16 protein-coding genes are annotated in these 18237 nt (G+C 41.6%); 8 read left to right on the forward strand and 8 right to left on the reverse strand.

Annotation, left to right across the window (positions count from 1 at the left end; genetic code table 11):
- Positions 1 to 14: 14 nt before the first annotated feature.
- From dsrB to AB1401_06895, 8 genes are all read right to left on the reverse strand, one after another.
- Positions 15 to 1130, reverse strand: coding sequence for a dissimilatory-type sulfite reductase subunit beta (gene dsrB, locus AB1401_06860; GenBank protein ID MEW6615165.1), 1116 nt, complete (start codon positions 1128 to 1130; stop codon positions 15 to 17).
- 12 nt (positions 1131 to 1142) lie between these two features.
- Positions 1143 to 2450: a dissimilatory-type sulfite reductase subunit alpha gene (dsrA, locus tag AB1401_06865; GenBank protein ID MEW6615166.1), complete on the reverse strand. Its 1308-nt coding sequence runs from the start codon at positions 2448 to 2450 to the stop codon at positions 1143 to 1145.
- A gap of 183 nt (positions 2451 to 2633) precedes the next feature.
- A complete protein-coding gene (locus AB1401_06870; protein MEW6615167.1) occupies positions 2634 to 3260 on the reverse strand; it encodes a tetratricopeptide repeat protein in 627 nt (208 codons plus the stop codon).
- On the reverse strand, positions 3257 to 3598 hold the full coding sequence (locus AB1401_06875; protein MEW6615168.1) for a hypothetical protein: 342 nt from the start codon (positions 3596 to 3598) through the stop codon (positions 3257 to 3259). Before AB1401_06875 ends, AB1401_06870 begins: the two co-directional genes overlap by 4 nt.
- 232 nt (positions 3599 to 3830) lie before the next feature.
- On the reverse strand, positions 3831 to 4154 hold the full coding sequence (locus AB1401_06880; protein MEW6615169.1) for a hypothetical protein: 324 nt from the start codon (positions 4152 to 4154) through the stop codon (positions 3831 to 3833).
- 111 nt (positions 4155 to 4265) lie between these two features.
- Positions 4266 to 4490: a 4Fe-4S binding protein gene (locus tag AB1401_06885; GenBank protein MEW6615170.1), complete on the reverse strand. Its 225-nt coding sequence runs from the start codon at positions 4488 to 4490 to the stop codon at positions 4266 to 4268.
- A gap of 353 nt (positions 4491 to 4843) precedes the next feature.
- Positions 4844 to 6217 (reverse strand): sigma-54 dependent transcriptional regulator, encoded by a 1374-nt coding sequence (locus tag AB1401_06890; GenBank protein MEW6615171.1) that lies wholly within the window; start codon positions 6215 to 6217, stop codon positions 4844 to 4846.
- Positions 6204 to 7751 (reverse strand): ATP-binding protein, encoded by a 1548-nt coding sequence (locus AB1401_06895; GenBank protein MEW6615172.1) that lies wholly within the window; start codon positions 7749 to 7751, stop codon positions 6204 to 6206. The genes AB1401_06890 and AB1401_06895 overlap by 14 nt, the downstream gene beginning before the upstream one ends.
- 408 nt (positions 7752 to 8159) lie before the next feature.
- Between AB1401_06895 and AB1401_06900 the strand changes: the two genes are divergently transcribed.
- The 8 genes from AB1401_06900 (at position 8160) to AB1401_06935 (ending at position 18040) form a co-directional block, all read left to right on the forward strand.
- On the forward strand, positions 8160 to 9422 hold the full coding sequence (locus AB1401_06900) for a hypothetical protein (protein ID MEW6615173.1): 1263 nt from the start codon (positions 8160 to 8162) through the stop codon (positions 9420 to 9422).
- Between the two features lie 69 nt (positions 9423 to 9491).
- Positions 9492 to 10778 carry an AMP-binding protein gene (locus AB1401_06905; GenBank protein ID MEW6615174.1) on the forward strand — a complete coding sequence of 429 codons (1287 nt, stop codon included), beginning with the start codon at positions 9492 to 9494 and terminating at the stop codon, positions 10776 to 10778.
- A 422-nt stretch (positions 10779 to 11200) separates the two neighbouring features.
- Positions 11201 to 11995 carry an ABC transporter ATP-binding protein gene (locus AB1401_06910; protein ID MEW6615175.1) on the forward strand — a complete coding sequence of 265 codons (795 nt, stop codon included), beginning with the start codon at positions 11201 to 11203 and terminating at the stop codon, positions 11993 to 11995.
- Positions 11996 to 12045: 50 nt separating this feature from the next.
- Positions 12046 to 12858 carry an ABC transporter ATP-binding protein gene (locus AB1401_06915; GenBank protein MEW6615176.1) on the forward strand — a complete coding sequence of 271 codons (813 nt, stop codon included), beginning with the start codon at positions 12046 to 12048 and terminating at the stop codon, positions 12856 to 12858.
- A gap of 14 nt (positions 12859 to 12872) precedes the next feature.
- Positions 12873 to 14687 (forward strand): AMP-binding protein, encoded by a 1815-nt coding sequence (locus tag AB1401_06920; protein ID MEW6615177.1) that lies wholly within the window; start codon positions 12873 to 12875, stop codon positions 14685 to 14687.
- 40 nt (positions 14688 to 14727) lie between these two features.
- On the forward strand, positions 14728 to 15627 hold the full coding sequence (locus AB1401_06925) for a branched-chain amino acid ABC transporter permease (GenBank protein MEW6615178.1): 900 nt from the start codon (positions 14728 to 14730) through the stop codon (positions 15625 to 15627).
- A gap of 72 nt (positions 15628 to 15699) precedes the next feature.
- Positions 15700 to 16743 carry a branched-chain amino acid ABC transporter permease gene (locus AB1401_06930; protein MEW6615179.1) on the forward strand — a complete coding sequence of 348 codons (1044 nt, stop codon included), beginning with the start codon at positions 15700 to 15702 and terminating at the stop codon, positions 16741 to 16743.
- A gap of 115 nt (positions 16744 to 16858) precedes the next feature.
- Positions 16859 to 18040, forward strand: a complete 1182-nt coding sequence (locus AB1401_06935; protein ID MEW6615180.1) for an ABC transporter substrate-binding protein — start codon at positions 16859 to 16861, stop codon at positions 18038 to 18040.
- Positions 18041 to 18237: the final 197 nt, after the last annotated feature.

Here is an 18237-nt window from a genome sequence, read left to right on the forward strand (position 1 = left end):
AGCACCCCTTTTCTCTAAAATTTAAATTGTGTGCTCTGTCGCCATGTCGTATACGCAAAGCGGTAATCGTCAATAAGATGCTCTGTAAAAGGCAAACCCGTCTTCTCAAAGAACCTCTCCCAGCCAATCCTCTCAGCCCAATCACCAAGGCGCTCATATTTATTTGCGTCTTCCACATAGGCGTACAGGATTTTTTTGATCGCCTCTACTGTTGAGTCCCAACGTGGGGGTTCATTGGGGAGGAAAGGAACCACAACCTTGGAAAACTTAGGTTCACTTATCCTGTTAGATATCTTACCGCCCACCAGCAGGGCAACGCCACTTCCCTCTTCATCAGCCAACGGCATACTTGGGCACATGGTATAGCAATTACCACAAAACATGCATCTCTCGTTTTTAACAGCAACGGTCTTTTTCCCATCCACTGTAGCAGGCTTGATAGCTCCGGTGGGACATGCTGCGATAGCTAAGGGAATCTCACACATATTGTCCAGATGCTCATGGTCCAGCATAGGGGGTTTACGATGGATACCGAGAATAGCAATGTCAGAGCAGTGGACCGCACCGCACATATTTAGGCAGCATGCAAGGGAAATGCGAACCTGTGCGGGAAACCTCATGTTCTGAAAATCATCATATAACTCGTCCATCACGCACTTTACAACACCTGATGCATCTATTGCCGGAGTATGGCAGTGAATCCACCCCTGGGTATGAACTACGTTGGTAAGGCCAGCACCAGTCCCACCCCTTGGAAACTTCTTTGATCCACCTGCAAATTCTCTCTTTTCAAGATCCTCCATAAGCGGTTTCAATTTTGATTCATCATCTACCATAAACTCGATGTTGTTGCGGGTAGTGAACCTTAGATACCCGCCACAGTGTTTATCAGCAATCTCGCATATCTCACGGATATGCGTTACACTCATAAGCCGGCAGCCACCTACCCTCACCGTGTAAACCTTTGCACCTGTTTCAGAGACATGCATAAGCACACCCGGTTCAAGAATATCATGGTACAACCATTTACCATAATTTTCCTTAATGACAGGTGGCAAAAACTCTTCATAATTTCGTGGACCTATATCGGTTATTCTATCCTTCAACGGATCTTTTGGATCGTAGCCCATTCACATAACCTCCTATCTCTGGTGTTTTTTCCTGAATTCTTTAATATCCCTGTCCCATCCCCCTGGAACATCCTCTTCCTTCCAGAAGATGTAAGGGTTCGATCTTGGTTCCTGGATCATTCGAGGGTCTGGCTCAATTTCTAATACCTCTAAAAACTTCTGGAAACCAACTCTCTGGATCATCTCACCAAGACGCTCTCTGTTTTTACCCTCTTCAGACCAAAAGTCCCAAACCTTCTCGATCAGATCTTTTAGCTCATCATATGGTTCTTCTATCTTCATGAATGGGACAGTCAAAGTGGACATCTGGGCACCCTCCAGGATCGGGGCTTTTGCGCCAAAGAGTATAGATGCTCCTGTATCCTGGCCAATTCTCAGTGCCCTGGGCATTACATTGATACAATGCATACAGCGGGTGCATTCTTTATTATCGATCTTAAGTTTCTTTCCATCCCACTCCATACACTGGGTTGGGCAGAGACCTATCACCTCTTTTTGGATATCGAAGGTTCCCCAGTCGCGTCCTGAATGGGCACCTGCATTAGGTTTAAACTCACCGCCAACATATTCCCTCACAGCCCCCTGATCGATACGGATGTCATCCCGCCATGTTCCTATAACCGACATGTCAGCTCTTGCTATAGATGCCACGCAACCATTGGGGCAGCCATCAAACTTAAATTTGAATTTATACGGAAATGCAGGCCTGTGCAGCTCGTCTTGATACTCCATAGTCAGGTCGTAACACAAAGCCATAGTATCGTAGCAGGCATATTCACAGCGAGCCATCCCTATACAGTCCGACGGAGTTCTAAGGTTGGAACCCGAACCACCAAGGTCCTGATTAAGGTCATGGGTAAGCTCCCAAAAGATCTCTTCCAACTGCGGTGTTGTAGTCCCAAGCAATATTATATCACCTGTAGAACCGTGCATGTTGGTAAGACCACTACCGCGTCTCTCCCATAAATCACAAAGTTGCCTCAAAAATTCAGTGGAATAAAACTTACTTGAAGGTTGGTTGACACGCATTGTATGAAAATCTCTCACCCCGGGGAATTGGTCAGGCTGGTCGCAATATCTGCCTATTACACCACCGCCGTATCCAAAAACGCCAACAATTCCACCGTGTTTCCAGTGGACTACCTTGTCTTTGTAAGTAAGTTCAAGAAGACCTAGTAGATCATCACAAGCCTCCTTTGGGGCATGTAATTCAACACTGGTCTTTCCCCTATTCTCTGCCTCCTGCTTAATATCAGAGACAAAACTTGGCCACCTTCCCTTCTCTAGCTCATCGAGCATAGGAGTTTTATGTTTTGCCATCAAAATACCTCCATTCCTAAGTTTAAATTTAAACTACCTTCAATTAATATGGATTTTGTATCTACTCACCCCCTCCCAAAGAACATTGGTAATTGTATTCAAACCCTCTGATCAAGGCAAGGGATAACACTATCTAATTTAATTAGTTAGAACCATATCAAGTTATCCTGCCATTATTATAGTTTATAAAGAACGATACGCTTTCAATTCTTTCAAGAGATCCGGGTGTACATCAAAACCAAACTCTGCCGCCTTATTGTAATGTTCCTCTGCCTTTTTGAATTCCCCTTTTTCGAAGTAGGCAATGGCCAGGTTATTATGTGCGACTGCAAAGTTAGGGGCAATATCGATAGCCTTCTTACTACACTTAATACTTTCTTCAATGTTTCCCTGCCTGAGATAGGCACTTCCAAGGGTACTCAGAGCCTGAACAAATTTTGGGTCTTTTTTAACTGCCACCTGGAGCATATCAATTGCCTTTTCTACTTCCCCTTTCTGCAAATAGGCGAATCCCAGGTTACCATAAGGAATGGCAAAATCAGACCTTAACTCTATAACCTTCTTACAGGTATCGATACCCTTCTCAATTTCTCCCTTTTGGAAATATATCCCACTCAAGTTGATGTATGCCTCTACCATGCTAGGGCTTTCATCTATAGCCTCTTCAAATTCGGATATTGCTTCATCCCATTTATGCTGCTTTATAAGCGCGATCCCTAAGTTGTAATGGGTAAGCGCACAACCCGGGTTCTCAATTAACCTATGCCTGAGATCTTTCACATAACCTTCTAAGAGTAACTCTTCACTCATAGCTTACCATTCTTCAAGAGGCGTTGATACCAACAGGAAAACTCGTACATCGCTCTGTATCGGTCTTTACCGCTAATAATTCCTGTACAGATTTCCCATACCCCTTGGCCATATTCATTACTGTAATCTTCGTGACTGCATGTTTGAAGAAAGTTCTTTGCAAGTTCCCATGCCGCATGTCTTCCTTGGCTTACCCTCATATCGATTGGGTCCTTTGGGTCTAAAAAAGGATCCCATCTGCCGTATCCTCTGGCCAGGATTTTCTTCTTATTCCTGGCCGACATCCCATCGAAGACAGCCTTTTTCCTTTCCTCCTGTTCAGGGGAAAGCCTATTCATCTAAATATCCTATTATTTAGCATGGTTACTAAGTGCACCCTGTTCTAACCGGGGAAAATATTGAATGAATACTCATTCACAAACTTTTGCAAAATACCACTGCACCTTAAAAAAGTCAACAGTTTTTTCTAAGAGGTTTGAATTGGAATTAATTACTTTCTCGCAACCCATGAATGATACTATCAGAGGCTGTTTGACCCAAAAACCCTGTTATGTTCGCCCTAAAAAAATCTTAATGTAATTTTGAACGGATTTCCTTGCCTGCAAGAGGATTATAAAGCTTCATTATAGCAGCCTTCATAACATCCAGAGTCTTCATATTCACTATAAAACCCATAAGGGTATTTTCTGCCTCTTCTGGAAGCACACAAGCATTGGAAGAGTCTGTTGTCATGTTTGGGAAACCCTTACAAATTTTCTTATGCTCCTTCTGGGTAATACCTACCTGAATCACCTTTTTACCACTTATCTCCTTAACCTGATCTGCTAACCCAGCATTTTCAATCTTCTTGAATTTTTCATTATCCAAAAAGATATTAATGTAATAATCTGCCATATGAATACCTCCTTATTTCCTTATTCATAAACATTAGCACATCTAGTGACATAGCAACTAGCATCTTTGTACACAGAATACCTGCCTTTACCCAAACATAGCCTTGGAATTTCAATATTCCTGCTCTACATCCCTTGAAAATTCACCACTCTCCCCAATAATGCTCAATGCCCCTGTCTCACATACTACTATACAGTTCTCACATCCGAAGCATTCCCCCCCAGTTATCAGGGGAGCACAACCATACTTTCTTTTAATCAGTATCTCATTGGGGCAAACGTCCACGCATAACCCACAACAATTACACTTTTCTTCATCTATAAGAATCCGAACCATCGAGGCAATACTCATTACTCTCTAGAATATTATATTCCTAACTAAAAAGAGTAGCAAAAAACATGCCATGAAAAATTCACTGACTATGATTTGGAATCAGATCGCAGTATTAAATATCCTTAATAATATAGTTAGGAACTATTGAAAAGCTGAGTATATTCACGTAAGGCTATCTTCTGGAAAATAGTAAACCCGTAAACGGATAGCCCAAAGGAGAAAAAAATGTAACATTTTTAAATGAGTGGTTTTCTTTAAAAATAGAATTTTCCTTTGCTTTTGAAGAAGTTATTTCAAATCCAAACCATGTTACGAAAAAGTAACGAAGCGTCTTTAGAAAGAAGATGTCTTGGTAGCTATGAAGGAGACTTGTCAGACAGTTGGTGTTCTTTAATTTTTTCCCACAGGGTCTTGCGGTTTATACCCAGAAGCTCAGCAGCTTTAGCCTTCCGCCCCTGCGTTACTCGAAGGATTTTTTGGAGATATTCTTTTTCTACAGCCTTTAATACATCATCTAGGGTTTCAATCTCGTGCTGGATAAGCTTCTTTTTCAAGCGAATCTCTCGTATTTCCTGGGGAAGATCCGCAATTTGGATCTTCTCTGTGCGGCAAAAGGCCACTGCCCTCTCCACGACATTTTTCAGCTCTCTGATATTGCCAGGCCATTCGTATTGTTCCAATAGGTCCAATGCCCCTTCCGTAAATCCAACTATGCTTTTGGAAGTCCTTCCTCTAAACTCATTAAAGAAATATTTAGCCAGAAGGGGAATATCTTCTCTGCGTTCACGTAAGAGCGGAAGCTGGATTCTAATTGTGTTTAAACGATAGTACAAATCCTCCCTAAGACGTTTGGTCTTTATTTCATCCATGTCGTATTTTGTGGCACTGATTACCCTTACATCCACATGAATAGTCTTGGAACCACCCACCCTCTCAAATTCTCTCTCCTGGAGAACACGGAGGAGTTTGACCTGGACGGTAGGTGATATGTCGCCAATCTCATCTAGAAAAAGTGTCCCCTGATCTGCCAGTTCAAATCGACCAGGTTTCCTTTGTACGGCACCACTAAATGCTCCCCTTTCATGACCAAAGAGCTCTGACTCGAGAATTGTCTCCGATAGGGCAGCACAGCTCACTTTAATGAAAGGGCCATTTTTACGACGGCTATTATAATGAATAGCGTTAGCAACCAGCTCTTTCCCTGTACCACTTTCACCCTGAATCAGAACAGTGGCATCCGTTTCCGATACTATCTGAATACGTTCGTAGATCTCCTGCATTTTATCGGATTTGCCTACAAGGTTGCCAAAGTGGTATTTCTTCTCCAGTTGCTGGCGGAGATAGATATTCTCCTCTTTTAAGCACTGAAAAGAACTGATATTTTGGAGCTTCAAAATCAGTTCATCGAGAGAGAAAGGCTTGGCAATAAAATCGTGGGCACCCAATTTCATTGCTTCCACAGCCTTTTCAATTGTGCCATGCGCTGTAATCATAACCACAATCGTCTGGGGAGACAGGCTCTTAATGTCTCTAAGTATATCCATGCCGGACATATCAGGCATGACCATGTCTAACAGCACCATATCAAAGGAACCCTCTTGGAACATCATAAGCCCTTTTCGGCCATTTTCAGAGACCTCCACCGTGTATCCGGCTTTGGCTAAAGCATCGGATACTGTCACAAGTAAGATAGGTTCATCATCTATAAGCAAAACCTTACCTCTCTCCATGCTGTAGCCCCTTTAAAAACGATTTATGGGTCTTCTTATCCTCCCGATGATTGACAGGCAAAAGTATCATGAATTGACTTCCAAAGCCTTCTTTACTTTCAACCTCGATTTCTCCGGCATGGTCCTGAATAATTGCGTAACTGACAGAAAGACCAAGCCCGGTTCCCTGTTCGTGTTCTTTTGTACTGAAAAAAGGATCGAAAATCCTATCCAGGTTTTCCTTTGGGATCCCGCACCCCCTATCCCTTATTATTACACTAACATTTTTATCCTCCTGACGAGTCTCGATCCAAAGGTCTCCCCCTTCTGGCATAGCTTGGATGGCATTCAATATAAGATTCACAAAAACCTGAATTAACTGATGAGGATCTGCCAATATCTTTGGAATATCTTCATCAAACTCTTTCAGGACAGTAATACGATTTGAAGAGAAGTGATGGGAGGTCATCTCCAACGTCCGGTTCATCAACATATTAATATCAGTTGGTTCGGGCTGAAAATTCCTTTGCTTGCCAAAATTTAAGAGCTGTTTAACTGTCCTCCGTATTCGTTCCAGACCTGTTTGGATCAGGTTAAAATATTTGACCCTTAACTCCTCATCCTGCGAGTTTTGTCTGAGAGTTTCAAGACAGGTTAGAACACCCCCTAAGGGATTATTGATTTCATGGGCTAAACCCGCCGCCAGCTTCCCCATCGCTGCCATTTTCTCAGTCTGAATCATGTTAGCATGGGTACGTCTAAGTTCCCTTCTGGCCTGATTGAGGTTATCCATCATGGTGTTAAAAGCCTGACTCAGAAACCCTATTTCATCCTTATGGCTGATAGAAGACCGAATCGATAAATTCCCTCTGCTTACCTCTCTCAGGTCGTCCGTTAATTTTAGAACAGGTCTTATAATCTTTAGGGTTAAGACATAAACGATAATAAAAGTGAGAGCTATCAGCACTGCCGATAAAAAAATCATCTCATTATAAGGTTTAACTAAATATCGCTTGAGCGTCTTGCTTTGCAGACTCTGTAAATAAAATCCAACTCTTAAATAACCCACTTTCTTATATCCATAGATAAGAGGTGTGGAAATTTCCAACATTTCCTGGTCAGCTTTATATCTTCGAATGAGTGTCTTATTGGGGAGAGTATCTTGCAAAGTAGTTTGCCCCAGAGGAATCTCTCTGTATCTCTCGAAACCTTCCTTATAACGGTCTCTTATTATCTGGCCAGAGGCATCGGCAATAACAACATATCCTATGTTTAAGTTTTTGTTAATCATCTGTCCAATATGTTTATCTAACACTCCCCCACCCTTCTTCCCCATCTCTGGTTTCTCATTCATTACGGCATCAGAAATAGAAACCGCAAACACTTCTACCAGATCTTTCTTTCCCCGTTCTAGGTTCTCCTTTGTCAAACGGTATTCTCTATAAATGGAAAAAGCCATCATAATGATAACCATTAGGATCAAAAAACCGGAGATAAGATAGAATTTGGTCTTAAGACTCCACGCATTTTTATGAGAGAAGGGGAAAAAAGGCATAAAATCCTCTTATACCTTATAATCTATTGACTTAACTAGCACTTATTTATATTATTAGGAAAAGGAAGTCAAGGTTGAAAATAAACAAAAATGTCGCCCAAATTCCACAGTTTATTTCCTGGTTTTTTTATATGTACTTTTAATTAAACAACCTCAATATTCCCAAGCACATGAATATTCTTATTCCCTCGTTGTAACTGGTTAACTTATAGATCAGACTTACTTAGGAAACCCTTGCAACTTTTTCCTTGACTGGGAAGTATATATAATATAAACACAGATAACCTCATAGTACAAGTAACAATTAATCAATAAGAATTGAAACTGGATAAAACGCTTTTTTAGCCTGTATCTTTGAGGTAAAGAAGTCTCCCATCTCGGTCTTTATACAACCAAGGAGGAAAGAATGTGAATGAATTTAGTGATCAAAGGGAATGGATGCCAGTTGAAGATAGAGAAAGGTATCTTGTAGATAAGTTTAGAGAAGTGGCTATACATGCCTATAAGAATGCACCGGCAATGAAGAAAAGATTTGATGAAGCCGGAGCTGATCCCTCTAAGATAAAGAGTATCAAGGACTTAGAGAAAATTCCTATAGTGACAAGAGACCAGTTTATAAAGATGCAACGGGAAGCTCCTCCTTTTGGTGGTTTCTTGACTGTGCATCCCAGGGAACTCAAGAGAATCTTTATCCATCCCGGCCCCCAATATGAAACCCTTGCTGATACGGATATCGAGCATGCACTAAAGGTCGTCTGGAAGATAGGAATAAGAAAGGATGATATAGTTATAAATGCTCTGTCTTATCATCTTGTTGCTGCCGGGCTGTTACTGGATGATCTCATAACTGCTATGGGAGCAACAGTAGTTCCAACCGGGATAGGGAACACCAGTTTACAGGTTCAGATCATTCATGATTTGGAGGCCAGTTACTTTGTCGGATTTCCCCTTTTTCTTATGAATATAATACAAGAGGCAGAGAAAATGGGGTACGATTTCAAACGTGATTTTGCCCTGAAAAAGGCACTTGCCCTTGGAACCTCTCCGGTAAGAAAGAGTCTGGAGAAGGATTACAATATAGATACCAGAGAGCTCTATGCTTTCCTGCCTGTGGGGTTGCCTGCATGTGAATGTGACCAGAAGTCTGGCATGCATATAGAGGAAGACTTTATCGTCGAGATAGTTGACCCGTTGACCGGGAAACAGCTCCCTTGTGGTGAAGTAGGCGAGATAATTGTTACCACTCTTTTCAATGATGTCTTGCCGAGGATTCGTTTTGGAAGCGGCGATCTTGCCTATTGTACAGATGAACCATGTCCCTGCGGGAGGACATCTACCCGTATTGTAAAGGTTGTCGGAAGGGTAGGAGAGGCGGTAAAGACACGGGGTATGTTTATCCATCCTTTAGAGGCAGAGGATGTAGTTTCGAGGTTATCTGGGGTTTCAAAATTCCAGATATTGATCAGTCACCATGAAATGAGGGACTTCATAACCGCTAAATTTGAGCTTACAGACGAGGGTGTTGATAAGGAGAAATTAGCTGACACTTTTATGAAGAGTTTCCAGAATATATGCCGTCTTAGGGTAAATAAGGTTGAATTTGTGTCCAGGGGTACTATACCTGATGATGCAAAGAAGGTTATGGATTTAAGAAAAGAGGTCATTCTTTGAACAATCGCAGCAATTATTAATAGCCTTTTAATTTCAATTGATTAGCATGCATTCGGAAGGAGAATTTCGATGGCAAATGAGTATGAATACTGGAGCAAAGAACTGGAAACCATGCCTCAAGAAAGATTAAGAGAACATCAATTAGGAAGATTAAAAAAACAGTTAAAATACGCATATAAAAATTCTCCTTATTACAAGAAGAGTTTTAATGAGGCTGGAGTGAAACCAGAAGATATTAAGTCCTTTGAAGACTATCAAAAGGGTATACCTTTCATATCAAAGCCCCAACTAATTGAAATTCAGGCTCGAAATCAGCCCTTTGGGGGGCTATTGGCAGTCGAGCCAAAGGAACTCAGCCAGCTCTTTTATGCTCCTGGACCGATCATCTATCCATTTACATGGAAAGAATGGGGTTATGTAATAGAGGTCGTAGCGCGGGCACTCTTCACTATGGGTGCACGCAAAGATGACATAGTAGACTGTACGGTCAATTATAATTGGGTAATTGCTGGCATGCTCTTGGGTGATGGTATGAAGATGGTTGGTTGCGCAGTACTCCCTGGTGGAGTTGGCATGACAAGGACTCACATAGAAGTGATGAAACTGACCAAATGCTCTTTAATCTTTGGGTTTCCTACATTCTGTCAGCAATTAGCAGATACAGCAATTGAAATGGGGATTGCCCCGGATAAAGACCTTTCTATCAGACTAGTCCAAGTTTTTGGTGAGGTAAGGACAGAGGCTGGCAAAAAGGCATTAGGAGAAGCATTTGGGGCAAACGTCCGGGAACTGTATGGTACAGCAGACCTGGGGATAGTTGCCGCTGAATGCTCAGAAAGCGGTGGTATGCACCTTGATCCAGATGTCCTTGTGGAGATATTGGACCCTCATACAGGACAGCCTGTAGCTTGGGGAGAAAGTGGGGAGATATGCGGATGCGATTTTAACAGGAAGGCTATGCCTATTATCCGCTATAGGACAGGGGATATTACTGAAGGTTTAAATCTGGAGCCATGTTCCTGTGGGAGAACTACACCTAGGATCAAACGAATATTGGGTCGTGTGGGAGATATACCAAGAATAAAGGGAATGTTTATTTCTCCCAGACAGATAGACAACGTCCTCGATAATTATCCAGAATTGGGTAAATACCAAATAATTGTAGAAAGGCCAAAGCTCCGCGATGAACTTACTATAAAGATTGAATACAAAAAGGCAGTTAACTTAGAAGGCATAACGGAAAGATTAGTAAATGATTTAAAAGTTGCCATTCGCGTAACCCCCCAGCTTGAATTGGTTAAAAAAGGAATAATCCCTGAGGATGCCCCATTGGTGGATGATAGAAGGAAGGTTTAAAAAAGGTTCTTTTTAGGGATTAAAATTCTTCTTGACATGTTACACGTTTTATACTAGTTAAATAATTCTATTTTTTAAAAGCCAAATAATCCTGTTGCGCTGTTGTCTTGTTACCTAGTCAAAATTAAAAAGATGGGGTAGACCTCTTCAACTGAGCGCTGATCTTGTTTTTATACACTTAACATCCTGTCTACTGCCCAATCACCCTATCTCCAGTATTTTTGAAGAAGCTGCTCTGAACTTAATAGATTTGAGGGCTTTGAGAGACTATCCTTTTTAGCTTTAACAAGCACTGCAATACTTTTATCTTTTATAAGTTTTTTTACAGGCAGACGAAATTTCAATAGATGTGGTTATATAGTCTCCTTTTAAAGGGAGAAAAGAAGATTTTATAAATAGATAGAAGGAGGAATTAAAATCTTATGTTGACCTTAAACAATGTTGAGGTTGTGTACAATGATGTCATCGCAGCTGTAAGGGGCATTTCTTTTGAAGTCCCGGACAAGGCTATCATTGCCCTCTTAGGGTCTAACGGTGCCGGTAAAAGTACTACCCTTAAAGCAATATCGGGGATATTAAAATCTCAGGATGGAGAAATAGAGGATGGGTCTATAGAATTCAACGGGGTAAGATTAAATGAAAAAAGTCCTGAAGAAGTGGTGAGAATGGGAGTATGCCAGGTTCCTGAGGGTAGAAGGGTATTCGATGATCTTACGGTTGATGAGAACATTAGAGTAGGCGCCTTTACCCGTAAAGACAAAAATAGAGTAACCAGAGACTATGATTTCGTGATGGACTTATTCCCACTCCTGAAAGAGAGAAAAAACCAACTGGCTGGTTATCTCAGTGGAGGGGAACAGCAGATGTTAGCTATTGGCAGGGGCATGATGTCAAAGCCTAAACTTATGATGCTGGATGAACCATCTCTCGGGTTGGCTCCACTGGTTGTTAAAGAGATATTTAACGTTATTATGCGTATTAACCAGGAAGAGGGGACGGGTATACTCCTTGTGGAGCAGAATGCAAATGTCGCCCTTCTTCACGCAAGTTATGGGTACATTATGGAAAATGGCAAGATTGTAATGGATGACAAAAGCGAGAAATTAATAGAAAATGAAGACGTAAAGACATTTTACCTGGGTCTGACTGAGGATGCTCAAAAGAAGAGCTACAAGGAGGTAAAGCATTATAAGAGAAGGAAAAGGTGGTTGAGTTAATGGAAATTAAGTTTTAGAAAAGGACATTACAGGTTAAAAAGGAGTTGGTTATGCATCAGCAGTCAAATGAATATCAGTTAGAGATAAGAGACTTGTCTATGAGGTTTGGGGGGATAGTGGCACTGGATAATGTGAGCTTCGGGATTAAAAAGGGGGAAATATTCTCTATTATAGGCCCTAATGGTGCAGGGAAGACAACGATCTTCAATTGCATAAGCAGGGTTTATACGCCCCAAAGGGGAGAGATTACCTTTGAAGGCCATAATATCCTGAAACTCAAACCCCACAATGTCGCGGGGTTAGGGATTGCCAGGACATTTCAGAATGTGGAACTCTTTAAAAACATGACTGTCCTTGATAATCTTATGCTGGGCAGGCACCATATCATGAATTGCGGTGTCATAGCAGGGGGGATTTATTTGGGAAAGGCACAGCATCTGGAAATCGAACATAGAAAAAGGGCAGAATGGATAATAGATTTCCTTGAAATGGAAGCAGTTAGAAAGCAGGTGGTCAGAAACCTGCCCTTTGGAACCCAGAAACGGGTAGAACTGGCAAGGGCACTGGCAATGGACCCTAAGATTATCCTGCTGGATGAGCCAGTCTCAGGGATGAATCTGGAAGAGACCGAAGACATTGCAAGGTTTATCCTGGATATAAATGAAGAACTGGGAATAACCTGTGTCATTGTTGAACATGACATGGGTGTAGTAATGGATATTTCCCACAGGGTGGCTGCTATAGATTTCGGAGAGAAGATAGCTGAAGGCACTGCCAGTGAGATACAGCAAGATCCCGAGGTAATTAAAGCCTATCTGGGCTCAGAAGATTTAGTAGTCGGCAGACGGGTTGAAGAATATTAAAAGGAGGAACTTCTATGATAAAGGATACCTTTCCTCATAAGTTTTTTGAGCAGGTAAAAAAGTACGGAGATAAAAGGGTTGCACTAAGGGAAAAGGAATTTGGTATCTGGCAGGAGATAACATGGAAAGAATATGGAGAAAATGTCAGAAACTTTGCCCTAGGACTAGTAAGCCTTGGTCTTGAAAAAGGAGACAATGTATGTGTTATTGGCGAGAGCTGTAAAGAATGGGTTTATGCTGATATAGCTATACAGTCAGTTGGAGGTGTTACAGTAGGAATTTATTCGGTCGACTATGCTGAAGGCGTCAGATATATTGTAGACAACTGCCAGGCCAAGTTCATCGTTGCAGAGGACCAGGAACAGACAGATAAAGTCCTGGAATTTAGGGATCGACAACCTCATCTTTTGAAATGCATTGTGATGGACCCGAAAGGGCTTCGGAACTATAATGATCCTTTTATCATCAACTTTTATGATTTAGTAGATATGGGCAAAGAGCTGGACAGAAAAGATCCTTCCTTGTTACAAAAACGCATGGATGAAATCGAGACTGATGATGTCAATATGATGCTCTATACCTCGGGCACAACCGGAAAACCCAAAGGAGTGATGTACACACATAGAACCATTAAACATCTGATATCAGGGTTAACCCAGGCAAATCCAGTATATGGAAGCGATACTGTCCTTTCCTTTCTTCCCTTGAATCATGCCATAGAAAGGATTATGTCTGTAATCATACCTGTTCATATAGGATGTACAGTAAACTTCGCCGAGGATACCTCAACAGTAGAGCAGAATATCAGGGAAATATCACCCACCTTTTTCTTAGCAGTTCCCCGGATATATGAAAAACTCTCCTCTGCCATACAGATAAAGATGCAGGATGCAACCTGGATAAAAAGGTTGTGTTATAAGATTGCAATGCCCATCGGTCATAGGATATGCGCCTTTGATGAAAAAGGAGAAAAAATACCTTTTTACTGGAGGATTTTGAATTTCCTTGCATATCTACTATGTTTCAGGGCGCTTCAGGATCATCTGGGGTTTTTGAGAACCCGAATAATGTATACTGGAGGTGCCGCCGTTGCTCCGGAGATGAACAGATTCTTTTATTCCATCGGTATCAAGCTGAGAGAACTATACGGAATGACTGAGATCGGTATCGCCACTACCCATCAGGGAAGGGGATTTAAGATTGGAACGGCGGGTAAGGTGTTACCTGGTATTGAATACAGGATAACCGAGGAAGGGGAATTTATATGCAAAACTCCAGCTATGTTCAAGGGTTATTATAAAAACCCCAAGGCAACCGAGGAGGCTAAAGGAGATGGCTGGATGAGGACCAACGACCTGGTTTATATGGATGACGAAGGCTATCTCCATGTTCTGGGCAGGAGGCAGGATATATTTATCTCTTCCGATGGTAAAATGATAGCCCCTGATGAGATAGAGAATAAACTGAAGTTCAGTCCACTTATAATGGAAGCAATAGTAGTTGGCGAAGGCAAGGAGCATCTGGCTGTTCTTATTCAGATAGACTACCCGTATGTGGGTAAATGGGCAATGAATCAAAAGATACCCTATACTACATTCAAAAGCCTCTCCATGAGACCCGAAGTATATGGACTGATTGCAGAGGAGATAAGGAAGGTGAACAAGACCCTTGCACACGACAGGCAGATCAAAAAGTTTACGTTGCTCACCAAAGAGCTGGATCATGATGAGGATGAAATGACGGCTACCCAGAAAGTACGAAGGGCAGCGATTCGTGAAATGTATAGGGACATTATTGAGGGAATTCACGAGACAGGGTATGATGTGTAACTAAATATAATTAAAAAGAAAAGAAACATAAGGAGGAGAGATGTTTAGTGATCAGTTACATTTTTTGGCTCAATTAGTAGTAAGTGGGATTACAGTAGGAAGTGTTTATTCCTTAATCGCCTTAGGATTCGTCCTCATTTACAAAGCCACAGATGTACTCAATCTGGCAATAGGTGAGTTAATGATGCTTGGGGCATATTTCTGTTTTACCCTTATCACTACCTACAAGATCCCTTATATCCCAGCATTCCTGATTACCCTCGTCTTCTCGGCTATCCTGGGTATCTTGCTGGAACGCATCATATTAAGACCTATGATAGGTGAACCTATACTTGCTATAGTAATGATAACAATCGGCTTGGGCACAGTGTTTAGAAGTATAATAGGAATGATATGGGGACCTTTAAACTATGTATTTCCAGGTCCTTTTTCAGAAGAACCGCTTATGCTCGGTACCATAGCAGTCTCCCATGTACATCTATGGGCAATGATAATGGCTATTATAGTTATGATATTATTCTTGTCCTTCTTTAAATTCACTACAATGGGTATCGGCATGAGGGCAACGGCAGATGATCAGGATATAGCCTTCTTGATGGGTATAAGTGTGAAGAAGGTAGTGGCTGTATCATGGTTGATAGCAACGGTGGTATCTTCAATAGCCGGTATCTTTCTGGCAAATATAAATCTTTTAAATCTAAATCTCTATTTTATAGGATTGAAGGCTTTACCTGCTGCTGTTATGGGAGGATTGGACAGTATCGCAGGTGCAATGATTGGAGGAGTAATAATAGGGGTTCTGGAGAACCTGGCTGGAGGATACCTGGATCACCTATTCGGTGGAGGTGTTAAAGAGGTAGCTGCTTTTATAATTCTCCTCCTGATTATGATGATAAGACCCTACGGTCTTTTCGGTACAGAAGAGATAGAACGTGTATAGAAACAAAAAGCTAAGAGTTGAAAACGAAAAATCACCAATCACGATTCACGAAAAGAAAGGAGTACCTCATAGATGACGAGTGGAGATTTCAAAACAAGCTATAAGGCAGATATGGCAATATTTCAAACCGTCTGGATAAAGTTGTGGATGGCAGGATTTATTGTCTTTATGATTTTCTTCCCATTCTGGGCAGGTCCATATTTAACTTATGTTGTAAACCTGGCAGCAATAGCTACCATTGGTGCGCTGGGCATTAATATATTAACAGGGTTTACCGGTCAAATATCTCTGGGACATGGGGCATTTATTGCCATCGGGGCATACTCCACTGCCATCCTTACCGCTGATGCAGGCTTTCCTTTTTGGCTTGCACTACCGACTGCGGCTCTGATTACGGCAATCTCTGGACTGATAGTTGGGGGACCATCACTCCGACTCAAGGGACTTTACCTGGTAATGACCACCATTGCATTCAGTTTTATTGTTCAGTATGTAATAATAAAATGGGAAAGTCTGACAAGAGGTTCTACAGGTATGGGTGTCCCAACGCCAAAGATTTTTGGTCATGCAATCGATAACGATAGGGCATTTTACTTCCTGATCATACCCATAACAGCCCTTGCTCTGCTATTTGCTAGAAATCTTATCAGAACCAAGGTAGGCCGAGCCTGGGTAGCCATAAGGGACAGGGACATATCGGCTGAGGTAATGGGGGTAAATCTGGCACGGTATAAGGTAACATCGTTCTTTGTCAGTTCATTCTATGCTGGGCTGGCAGGTGGTTTATATGCTTATTATATAACGGATATCAGTCCGGAACATTTTCCCATTACCCTATCCATAGACTACCTTGCCATGATCATCATAGGAGGTATGGGGTCAATCCTGGGTTCTGTTTTTGGGGCAATGTTTGTAACTATGCTACCTGAAGGAATAAGAATAGCAGCAGACGTATTTGGTACCTCTTACCCTGTTCTGGTAGACAGGTTCTTTGAGGTAAAGGTAATGGCATTCGGACTGGCAATAATCCTTTTTCTTATCTTTGAACCCACTGGCATATATGGACGCTGGATCAAAACCAAAATATACTATAAGTCGTGGCCGTTTACATATTAGTTGTTTTCTTTTTTTATAGCACCATAAGCCATCTAAGAGTAATGCAAAATTCTCATAGTGTTTATATCGAAATCAGACAATATCTAAATAAAAAGAAGTTAGGGGGATAAAGTTTATGAAGAAAGTTTTAACGCTCGTAGTATTGATTGTAAGTATTGTAATGTTATTTGACCTTCCTGTCCATGCAAAGGAAGTGAGAGGGATAACCAATGATGCAATTAAAATAGGCGTTTCCACTGACATGACAGGACCTGTAGTCAGCATTCTCGGACAAATGACGGAAGGGTACAGAAACTTCTTCAGACACATCAATGATAAGGGAGGGATTAACGGAAGAAAGGTTGAAGTAGTGGTTGAGGATGATCGCTACAGCATCCCTCTATGTGTGGCAAATTTCAAGAGACTCCTCTATAAAGAAAAGGTGTTTGTCTTTATCCCATCGGGTACAGGACAGACAAAGGCATTGTATCGCAATATTGAAAAAGAGAAAATACCTACCTTTACTGTAAGTCTCGCAGAGGATATGGTAATCCCTTACAGGAGATACATCTTCATACCATCCGCAACCTATGAGGACCAGATCACACTTATGTTCAAGTACATAAAAGAAGTCTTGGGAGTTAAACAGCCTAAAATATCTTATGTCTCCCCTGATAGTGAATATGGGAAAACAGGGTTTCGAGCGGCTACCAGTACCGCTGAAAAATATGGTCTTAAGCTGGCAAGTACAGAGGTTCTTGCCCTGGGGGCATTTGATGCCTCTACTCAAGCCATGAGTCTAAAGAGGACCAAGCCAGATTTCGTGATACTTGTGGAAGATCTCAATTCAGCGGTTGCCATGCTGAGGGATGCGAGAAAACTTAGTTTAGAGACAACTTTTTTCGGTAATTACTATACGTGTGATGACGACATAGTTCAATTGGGAGGAAAGGCTTCGGAATCATACCTTGGGGTTCAGAGTTTCAGTTCCTGGCATGACGATATCCCCGGAATGAAAACAGTAAGAAATACAACCCTGAAATACTATCCAAATATAAAACCACGCAACAGATACTACATGCAGGGCTGGGTCACTGCCATGATTATAACAGAAGGCTTGAAAAAGGCAGGGAAAAACCTGGATACAGAGTCTTTCATAACCTCTCTAGAGTCTATAAAGAATCTGGATTCCGGTGGTGTAACAGGTCTGATCTCCTATTCACCGAAGCTTCATAAGGCAACTGAATATTTAAAGATATTTAAACCCGATGCAGCTAAAAACAGGCTGGTTCCTATTACCGATTGGATGAAACCCTGAGAGATGTTACTGCCTTTCCATGGTAAAAATGCCCCTTCATAGGGGCATTTTTACCATCAGGCTTTTTCTCTTATTTCTCCACTCTTCCTCCCTTGACTTTCAAAATCCATTGTGTAAAAATGGCATAACCATTCAGGCGCAAACAGATAAAGGCACATAGGCACAAAGCAGAGGATAACATGACTTTGTGCCCTTGT

The sequence above is a fragment of the Thermodesulfobacteriota bacterium genome (assembly GCA_040757775.1).
GTDB lineage: Bacteria > Desulfobacterota > UBA8473 > UBA8473 > UBA8473 > UBA8473.

Bases quoted from the DNA above. Each gene is read 5' to 3' on its own strand.
- AB1401_06915 (MEW6615176.1), top strand. From the start codon at position 12,046: ATGCATCAGCAGTCAAATGAATATCAGTTAGAGATAAGAGACTTGTCT.
- AB1401_06875 (MEW6615168.1), bottom strand. From the start codon at position 3,598: ATGAATAGGCTTTCCCCTGAACAGGAGGAAAGGAAAAAGGCTGTCTTC.
- AB1401_06895 (MEW6615172.1), bottom strand. From the start codon at position 7,751: ATGCCTTTTTTCCCCTTCTCTCATAAAAATGCGTGGAGTCTTAAGACC.
- AB1401_06905 (MEW6615174.1), top strand. From the start codon at position 9,492: ATGGCAAATGAGTATGAATACTGGAGCAAAGAACTGGAAACCATGCCT.
- AB1401_06885 (MEW6615170.1), bottom strand. From the start codon at position 4,490: ATGGTTCGGATTCTTATAGATGAAGAAAAGTGTAATTGTTGTGGGTTA.
- dsrB (MEW6615165.1), bottom strand. From the start codon at position 1,130: ATGGGCTACGATCCAAAAGATCCGTTGAAGGATAGAATAACCGATATA.
- AB1401_06890 (MEW6615171.1), bottom strand. From the start codon at position 6,217: ATGGAGAGAGGTAAGGTTTTGCTTATAGATGATGAACCTATCTTACTT.
- AB1401_06930 (MEW6615179.1), top strand. From the start codon at position 15,700: ATGACGAGTGGAGATTTCAAAACAAGCTATAAGGCAGATATGGCAATA.
- AB1401_06935 (MEW6615180.1), top strand. From the start codon at position 16,859: ATGAAGAAAGTTTTAACGCTCGTAGTATTGATTGTAAGTATTGTAATG.
- AB1401_06920 (MEW6615177.1), top strand. From the start codon at position 12,873: ATGATAAAGGATACCTTTCCTCATAAGTTTTTTGAGCAGGTAAAAAAG.
- AB1401_06880 (MEW6615169.1), bottom strand. From the start codon at position 4,154: ATGGCAGATTATTACATTAATATCTTTTTGGATAATGAAAAATTCAAG.
- dsrA (MEW6615166.1), bottom strand. From the start codon at position 2,450: ATGGCAAAACATAAAACTCCTATGCTCGATGAGCTAGAGAAGGGAAGG.
- AB1401_06870 (MEW6615167.1), bottom strand. From the start codon at position 3,260: ATGAGTGAAGAGTTACTCTTAGAAGGTTATGTGAAAGATCTCAGGCAT.
- AB1401_06925 (MEW6615178.1), top strand. From the start codon at position 14,728: ATGTTTAGTGATCAGTTACATTTTTTGGCTCAATTAGTAGTAAGTGGG.
- AB1401_06910 (MEW6615175.1), top strand. From the start codon at position 11,201: ATGTTGACCTTAAACAATGTTGAGGTTGTGTACAATGATGTCATCGCA.